Genomic DNA, 6,750 nt, shown 5'->3' on the forward strand with positions numbered 1-6,750 from the left:
TGCCGCCGACTCTGCTTCGGTTCCGGGCCGGGTGGAAGAGGAGCATGTGTCATCGGAGTGCCACTCCCTGGTTGAGGCGTCGCCCGAGTGTGACGATGGGCTCATGGAGCGCGATCAACTGGCGGACTTCCTGCGTCGTCGCCGCGAGGCGATCCACCCGGGCGAGGTGGGCCTGCCCAAGGGACCTCGCCGCCGTAGCAGCGGCCTGCGCCGCGAAGAGGTGGCGATGTTCGCCGGTATGTCGGTGGACTACGTGGCACGCCTGGAGCAGGGCCGCAGCAGTCAGCCTTCGTCGCAGCTGCTCGGGGCGCTGGCCCGCGCGCTGCGGCTGTCCGACGACGAACGCGAACACTTGTTCTATCTTGCGGGTCATCAGCCACCTCCTGCCGACGGTCCCGCTCAGCCTGCCCGGACCGGCCTCGTGCGCATGATGGAGCTGCTCACCGGCACTTCGGCAGTGGTCCTGTCCGACCTGGGGGAGGTTCTCGCCCAGAACCCGGCGTCCCTGTTGCTGATGGGTGACCAGACCGCGTTCACCGGCGACCGGCGCTATCTCGTGTACCGCTGGTTCACCGATCCCGCTGCCCGCGCTTCGCACCCGCCCGGCGAGCACGAGCGCCACGCCCGCGAACTCGTGGCCGACCTGCGCGCGGCCGTAGGCCGTCACTCCGGCGATCCCGCCGTCGCCGGGTTCGTCACGCGGCTGCGGGCGGCGAACAGCGACTTCCGCCGGATGTGGGCCGAGCACGAAGTAGCTGTCAAACGAACGGATCGCAAGATTCTGATTCATCCGCGCGTGGGTCACCTGCTCATGGACGTCGAGACGCTCGTCGGAGTCGACCACCGGCAGCGGCTGATGGTGCTCACCCCCGCCGACAACGAGACCCGCGAACGGCTGGAGCTTCTGCGGGTGCTCGGCCTCCAGGAGTTCACCCAGACGCGCGAAACCCCCGACCGTCGACTCCACCAGGAGCCCTGACCGACGGGGTAGCAGCCGGCACCGGGACGGCCTGCCGGCAGGGTCCCCGCTCATGGACGTGCGTACGGGGAACGAGGTGATCGCCATCCGTGCGGGGCGAGTGACGCTGTCGGACCGGCGCGCACGCGGCGCAGTTGGGAGGTCGGGCTCGCGCCCTACCGGCTCGCGGCATTCCCCGTCAACCAGGCGTTGTACACCCAGGTCACAAGTGAGCGGTCAAGGCCCGTCCATGGGGAACGGCTGCCGTGTCGAGTGGGACGCGTCCGCCGACGGGTACCGGCTGCCGAGCGAGGCCGAGTAGGAGCACGCCTGCCGGGCCGGCGCGGCAGGACCGCGCTGCGGGGAGCTCGACGCGATCGTCTGGTACCGCGGTAACTCGCACGAACGCGTCCACGCCGTGGGCCGGTGAGGTCGTAGTTGAGACGCCGAAATCAGTAAACGCATCTTCTGCTCAACAACCAGTCACTGCCTGCCCAGAGTGCACTCCACCCACTCGGTCACCACCCCTCTCCCTTGCCGATGTCAGTCACACTCCGTGTCAAGCAGGCGCCTGTAGGCCGTGCGTCGGAAGCGCGTCCTGAACCGTCGTTGATCTCGGCGGGGTCGCTGGGAAGCGACTTTCCTCGCGTCTGGCACGCCGGCAGCCGCAGCAACACCAGCATCGGCCGCCTCGGGGGCATGATGGCCTACGAAGCCAGTTTCCCGGAGAATGCCCGCGGCCTGGCCCTCGGCGGCTGCGAGATCGCCTACCGCAACAGCTACCCGCTGCCCGGCGTCGCCTCCGATGCCTTCGACATCCAGAACCGGGCCCGCGCCCTCGACAACCTCATGGAACGCGTCGACTTCTTCGGTGGCCACGCCACCGTCACCGACCACACCGGGCGCACCGTCGGCCGCCTCGACCACGGCGGCGTCGCCTCGTTCGTCACCGCCACCATCGACCTGCCTGCCTGCCCTGCGTCGACGACGCACCACCGCCGCGTGGACGAACCGGCCCGGCCGCCCAGCGCCTCACAACGACATTTCCGCCAGCCGGGATGGTGAGCCAGGTCGGTGTTGAGGGACACGCCGGCGAGGCCGTTCACGGGACATACGCCGGGGTCAGGAAGGCGGCGGCCACGGACGAAGAAGCGTCGGAATTCTCAGCTGTCGGGGAGGTGAACCTCCGTCAGCTCTTCGGAGACATGCCAGATGCGCTGAGCCTCCTCGGTGCTGCGGAGGCGGGAGTAGAGCTTCTGCTCTCCGGGAGGGCCGCCCATGTGCCCGAGCCCGCGCGGCCCGTAGAGCCCGCCACGCTCGGCGTCGGGGGAGGTGGCGGCGTAGAGGGCGGGAAGCTGCGCGGTGCGGACTGTCCCGACGAGGATGCTGCGGGCAGACAGAACCCGGATCAGGCGCACGCCCATCGTGTCCTTGGCGCGTCCGACCTCGGGGCGGGCGGCGAGCAGGTTCGTCGGAGCGACCCCGGGATGAGAGAGGTTGCTCGTGATGCCCCAGCCATGGGCCTGACTCCGCCGGTCGAGTTCGAGGCCGAAGAGCCCGAACGCGATCTTCGACTGGCTGTAGGCTTTCATGCCGTCATAGGAGCGTTCCCAGTTCAGGTCGTCCCAGTTGATGGCGCCCTGATTCGCCGCGACGCTGATTTGCGAGGTCACGCGTGCGTGGCCGGCGCGTAGCAACGGCAGCAGATGGGCCACCAGGGCGAAATGGCCGAGGTGGTTGGTGCCGAACTGAAGCTCGAACCCCTCGGCGGTCGTCTGCCGTTCGGGCGGAGTCATGACGCCGGCATTGTTGATGAGGATGTGGATCGGCCGGCCCTCCTCTTGCAGCGTCTTGCCGAGGGCCGAGACGGAGGCGAGCGAGGAAAGGTCGATCTCGCGCAGCGACACGTTCGCGTGGGGGACCGTCTGGCGGATCGTGGCCAGCGCGGCCTCGCCCTTGCGGGGGTTGCGAACGGGCAGGAGCACCTCTGCCCCGGCCTCGGCAAGCCTCGTGGCGAGGCCGAGCCCGATACCGTCGCTTGCTCCGGTGACGACGGCGCGCCTGCCGGACAGGTCGGACACGGTGATGCCGGTGGGTTTGCGTGGCATGTGCACACTCCTGGGTCGCGTCGTTGGCTCCACCGTCACGGAAGACGGCGGAGTTGTTCACGGCTGCTCGATCCCATGATCAGGAAGTCCAGGCTCCGGCACGATTCACCGCGGTGCATATGTGAGCCTGGCCGGCCGCTACTGGACTGCCCCGCCGACGGCGACGCCCGGCCACCCCGCGCGCCGAGTTCGTCACCACGGCGACCTTCCAGGTGAGACCGTCCACGCCCTCGTTTCTTTCTCGAGCAGCTACGTCACTGAGCTTCGGACGGGCACCGTAGCGGCGGCAACTCGTGAAGGGGGAACTGACAATCCGTGGATGTCGGGAGGGGCGCGCGGTAGAAATGAGCATCGGAGGGGCACGCACGGTGACGGAGACGGAGACGCGCATGGTGATCGATCGGACCGGACTGGCACAGTTCCTCCGGCGCCGCCGGGAGTCGCTGCAGCCCGAAGACGTCGGCCTTCCGCGTGGACGACGCCGCAGGACGAGCGGGCTGCGGCGGGAAGAAGTGGCCGCGCTGTGCCATATGTCGACCGACTACTACGCGCGGCTCGAGCGGGAGCGCGGACCCCAGCCGTCCGAGCAGATGATCGCCTCCATCGCCCAAGGACTCCATCTCTCCCTCGATGAGCGCGACCACCTGTTCCGGCTCGCCGGACAGACCCCGCCCCCGCGGGGAGCGGACAATGCGCACATCGGTCCTGGCCTGCTGCGCATCCTCGACCGGCTGCACGACACGCCCGCGGAGATCGTCACCGAGCTCGGCGAGACGCTGCGGCAGACCCCCCTGGGAATCGCGCTCACCGGCGACATGACCGTCTACAGCGGCCCGGCACGCAGCCTCGGCTACCGATGGTTCACCGACCCCGCCACGCGACAGCTCTACGCCCCCGACGACCATCCGTTCCTCACCCGTATGTTCGCCTCGGGCCTGCGCGGGGTGGCCACGCTGCGGGGTCCTGGTTCGCGCGCGGCCCACTACGCCGACCTGCTGCTCGCTCAAAGCGAAGAGTTCCGTCAGGTGTGGAACGACCACGAGGTCGGCATCCGGCCCAAAGAGGTGAAACATTTCACCCACCCCGAGCTCGGCCCATTGGAACTGACCTGTCAGACGTTGCTCGACCCGAACCAGTCGCATCTCCTGCTCGTCTACACCGCCGTTCCCGGCAGTGAGAGCTACGAAAGGCTGCAGTTGCTGTCTGTCATAGGACCGCAGGCATTGCCCTGAGGGGTTCCGCCTCCCCAGGGCAACACCGTCCGCCGGGCCCACCAGCACGCCGCCGGAGCGGTGGAAAGAGGACCGCCAGAAGGAACGGCCCGGCGGTGTCTTCGTCGAGCCGCCCGGCCACGGCCTTGGACGGCCCGCAGCGGACTGGACTGACCAGCAAGATCCACCTTGCGGTCTCGAAAGCCCTTATCCGTCGTAATCACGGCCAGGCAGCGGCGCGCCGCTTCCAACAGCCTGCTGGGCTACTCCGGTTTAGGGGTGTGCCGTGGGCTGTCCGGCGTTACTGGTGATACTCGGCTGCCGAGGTTCCGAGGACGTTCAGAAGGGCCAGTGCTTCGGCGCTCGGGGAACCTTGCGGAGCACTGTAGAGCACGAGGTGTTGGTCGCGTTCGGTGAGTGCGAGTGAGTCGCAGTCGACGGTTATCTCTCCGACGGCCGGGTGGCGGAGGGTCTTCGTGAGCATCGGCGCGGCCTGGACGTCGTGCCGCCCCCAGAGCCGGGCGAAGTGGGCACTGGAGTCGTGGAGTTCGTCGACGAGGCCGGTCACCGCAGGATCCGCCGGGTAGCGGGCGTGGGTGGCGCGGAGCCCCAGGACCGCTTGGTGGCGGAACTCGGCGGCGTCGGAGATCCCGTACAGCGGCGCATCGGCGCGCTCCGATGCGAGGAATGCCCGGCGCGCGAGGTTGCGGTCCTTGGGGTCGAGCGCGGCGAAGTCCTCCATGAGGGCGGCTGCGAGGTCGTTCCAGGCGAGCACCTCGAACGCTGCGGACATGACGAAGCCGGCTGTCTGTGGCAGCCGCTCGAGCAGGGCGAGGATGCTCGGGCGGACGTCGCGCCGGTGCAGTCCTGTGCGGTTCGGCGCGGTGCCTGCCAGGACGTGGAGGTGACCAGATTCGATGTCAGTGAGCAGCAGTGCGCCTGCGATCCCGGCGAGGACCCCTCCTGAGGGCTTTGAGGCCGCTCTGCCCTGTTCCAGGCGGATGTAGTACTCCGTGGAGATGTGTGCGAGGACCGCTACCTCCTCGCGCCGAAGGCCTGGTGTCCGCCGTCGCGGACCTGAGGGGAGACCGACGTCCTGGGGCCGCAGCCGTTCGCGACGGCTGCGGAGAAACGTGCCCAGCTCCTGCTTGTCCATACGCCGAGTCTGCACGCTTCGCGGAGCGGGATCCTGGTACGGCTTGTGCCTGGATCGGGTCCCGAGACCGGCAAACACTGCTGCCATGACCACCAACACAGACATCGCCCCCATCGGCCTGCTGAACGGCAAGGTCGTGTTCATCACCGGCGCCAGCCGCGGTATCGGCGCTGCCGCGGCCCGGCTCTTTGCGCGGGAAGGCGCAAAGGTCGTGCTGGCCGCCCGCAGCACAGACGCCCTCGGCCGGATCGTCACCGAGATCCGCGCCGCCGGCGGCGTCGCCGACGCGGTCACCCTGGATCTCGCCGACGGTGTGAGCATCCGCGCGGCTGTCGACCGCGTCGAGGAGCTGAGCGGACGGCTCGATGGTGCCTTCAACAACGGCGCGGTCCCCCAGCAGCAGTTCGGCCCCGTCGACACGACCGCCGAAGAAGACATCGACGAGCAGTTCGCCGTGAACTTCCGCTCGCACTGGACCGCCATGAACGCCGAGGCCGCACTCATGCGCCGCACCGGCGGCGGGGCCATCGTCAACACCTCCAGCATCGGCAGCCGCCGCGCCAACCCCGTTCTGCCCGCCTACGGGGCCATGAAGCGCGCGCTCAACAGCCTCACCGAGACTGCCGCGGTCAACTGGGCCCCCGCCAACATCAGGGTGAACGGCATCACCCCGGGCGGCACCTCCACCGAAATGATCGACACCTGGGAGGCCGCCACGCCCGGCATTGTCGAGCAGATGACCGCAACGATTCCGCTGGGCCGGATGGCCGAGCCCCAGGAGATCGCCGAGGCAGCCGCCTGGCTGCTCAGCGACCGCGCCTCGTATGTGACCGGAGCGATCCTGCCGGTGGACGGCGGCGCCGGCGCCTGATCGAGGCAGCCGAGGACGTAGGTCTCATCTCCGAAGTCAGCAACGATCCTCAACTTGCTGCCGAGTGGCACAGGGACGTCCTGTCACCGTCTTCCGAATCTCGAGGGAACCTCATCCCCAGTGCGGCGTCCATCGGTCACCTGCTGGACCTGAACCGCCTGCGCGGTCCTCCCGATCGGGCCGCGCAGGACATCCACTCCTCAGTCACGCGGCAGTGAGGGGCCCCGAAGTTTCCGGACAGGCACCCAATAGGGTTGTCCTGAACAAGGAAACGAGGAAGAAGTGGCGCCACCCAGTAAGTACTCGCCGGAGTTCCGCGAGGAAGCCGTCCAGATCGCGTTGAGGTCAACTAAGACGATCTCCGAAGTCGCCCGGGAGCTTGAGCTGAACTCGGAGACGCTACGCGGCTGGGTAAAGAAGTACCAGAAGCAGCAGGAACCGGCCCC

7 protein-coding genes and 1 pseudogene are annotated in these 6,750 nt (G+C 68.5%); 6 read left to right on the top strand and 2 right to left on the bottom strand.

The window, feature by feature from the left end:
• Nucleotides 1-103: 103 nt before the first annotated feature.
• The 3 genes and pseudogenes from ACIQ1J_RS03620 (at nucleotide 104) to ACIQ1J_RS03630 (ending at nucleotide 2,023) form a co-directional block, all read left to right on the top strand.
• Nucleotides 104-979 carry a helix-turn-helix transcriptional regulator gene (locus ACIQ1J_RS03620; RefSeq protein ID WP_403553827.1) on the top strand — a complete coding sequence of 292 codons (876 nt, stop codon included), beginning with the start codon at nucleotides 104-106 and terminating at the stop codon, nucleotides 977-979.
• A gap of 52 nt (nucleotides 980-1,031) precedes the next feature.
• Nucleotides 1,032-1,382, top strand: a pseudogene (locus ACIQ1J_RS03625) (formylglycine-generating enzyme family protein); the annotation flags it as partial.
• 116 nt (nucleotides 1,383-1,498) lie between these two features.
• Nucleotides 1,499-2,023, top strand: a complete 525-nt coding sequence (locus tag ACIQ1J_RS03630; protein WP_403553758.1) for a nitrilase-related carbon-nitrogen hydrolase — start codon at nucleotides 1,499-1,501, stop codon at nucleotides 2,021-2,023.
• A gap of 98 nt (nucleotides 2,024-2,121) precedes the next feature.
• On the opposite strand, the gene ACIQ1J_RS03635 is transcribed toward ACIQ1J_RS03630, so the two are convergent.
• Complete coding sequence (locus tag ACIQ1J_RS03635) at nucleotides 2,122-3,066, bottom strand: SDR family oxidoreductase (RefSeq protein WP_403553760.1); 945 nt, start codon at nucleotides 3,064-3,066, stop codon at nucleotides 2,122-2,124.
• A gap of 389 nt (nucleotides 3,067-3,455) precedes the next feature.
• Between ACIQ1J_RS03635 and ACIQ1J_RS03640 the strand changes: the two genes are divergently transcribed.
• Complete coding sequence (locus ACIQ1J_RS03640; protein WP_403553762.1) at nucleotides 3,456-4,298, top strand: helix-turn-helix transcriptional regulator; 843 nt, start codon at nucleotides 3,456-3,458, stop codon at nucleotides 4,296-4,298.
• A 280-nt stretch (nucleotides 4,299-4,578) separates the two neighbouring features.
• Here the strand turns inward: ACIQ1J_RS03640 and ACIQ1J_RS03645 are convergent, their stop codons facing one another.
• The gene (locus tag ACIQ1J_RS03645) at nucleotides 4,579-5,433 is read right to left on the bottom strand and encodes a helix-turn-helix domain-containing protein (RefSeq protein ID WP_403553764.1); all 855 of its coding nucleotides are present in this window, start codon (nucleotides 5,431-5,433) and stop codon (nucleotides 4,579-4,581) included.
• 85 nt (nucleotides 5,434-5,518) lie between these two features.
• Between ACIQ1J_RS03645 and ACIQ1J_RS03650 the strand changes: the two genes are divergently transcribed.
• Together ACIQ1J_RS03650 and ACIQ1J_RS03655 are read left to right on the top strand one after the other, a co-directional pair.
• Nucleotides 5,519-6,304 (top strand): SDR family NAD(P)-dependent oxidoreductase, encoded by a 786-nt coding sequence (locus tag ACIQ1J_RS03650; RefSeq protein ID WP_403553766.1) that lies wholly within the window; start codon nucleotides 5,519-5,521, stop codon nucleotides 6,302-6,304.
• Between the two features lie 282 nt (nucleotides 6,305-6,586).
• The coding region (locus ACIQ1J_RS03655) for a transposase (RefSeq protein ID WP_403553829.1) at nucleotides 6,587-6,750 on the top strand (164 nt) is incomplete at its 3' end.

The organism is Streptomyces sp. NPDC097107, assembly GCF_044762405.1.
In the GTDB taxonomy this organism is placed as follows: domain Bacteria; phylum Actinomycetota; class Actinomycetes; order Streptomycetales; family Streptomycetaceae; genus Streptomyces; species Streptomyces thinghirensis.

Bases quoted from the DNA above. Each gene is read 5' to 3' on its own strand.
- ACIQ1J_RS03620 (WP_403553827.1), top strand. From the start codon at position 104: ATGGAGCGCGATCAACTGGCGGACTTCCTGCGTCGTCGCCGCGAGGCG.
- ACIQ1J_RS03630 (WP_403553758.1), top strand. From the start codon at position 1,499: ATGTCAGTCACACTCCGTGTCAAGCAGGCGCCTGTAGGCCGTGCGTCG.
- ACIQ1J_RS03635 (WP_403553760.1), bottom strand. From the start codon at position 3,066: ATGCCACGCAAACCCACCGGCATCACCGTGTCCGACCTGTCCGGCAGG.
- ACIQ1J_RS03640 (WP_403553762.1), top strand. From the start codon at position 3,456: ATGGTGATCGATCGGACCGGACTGGCACAGTTCCTCCGGCGCCGCCGG.
- ACIQ1J_RS03645 (WP_403553764.1), bottom strand. From the start codon at position 5,433: ATGGACAAGCAGGAGCTGGGCACGTTTCTCCGCAGCCGTCGCGAACGG.
- ACIQ1J_RS03650 (WP_403553766.1), top strand. From the start codon at position 5,519: ATGACCACCAACACAGACATCGCCCCCATCGGCCTGCTGAACGGCAAG.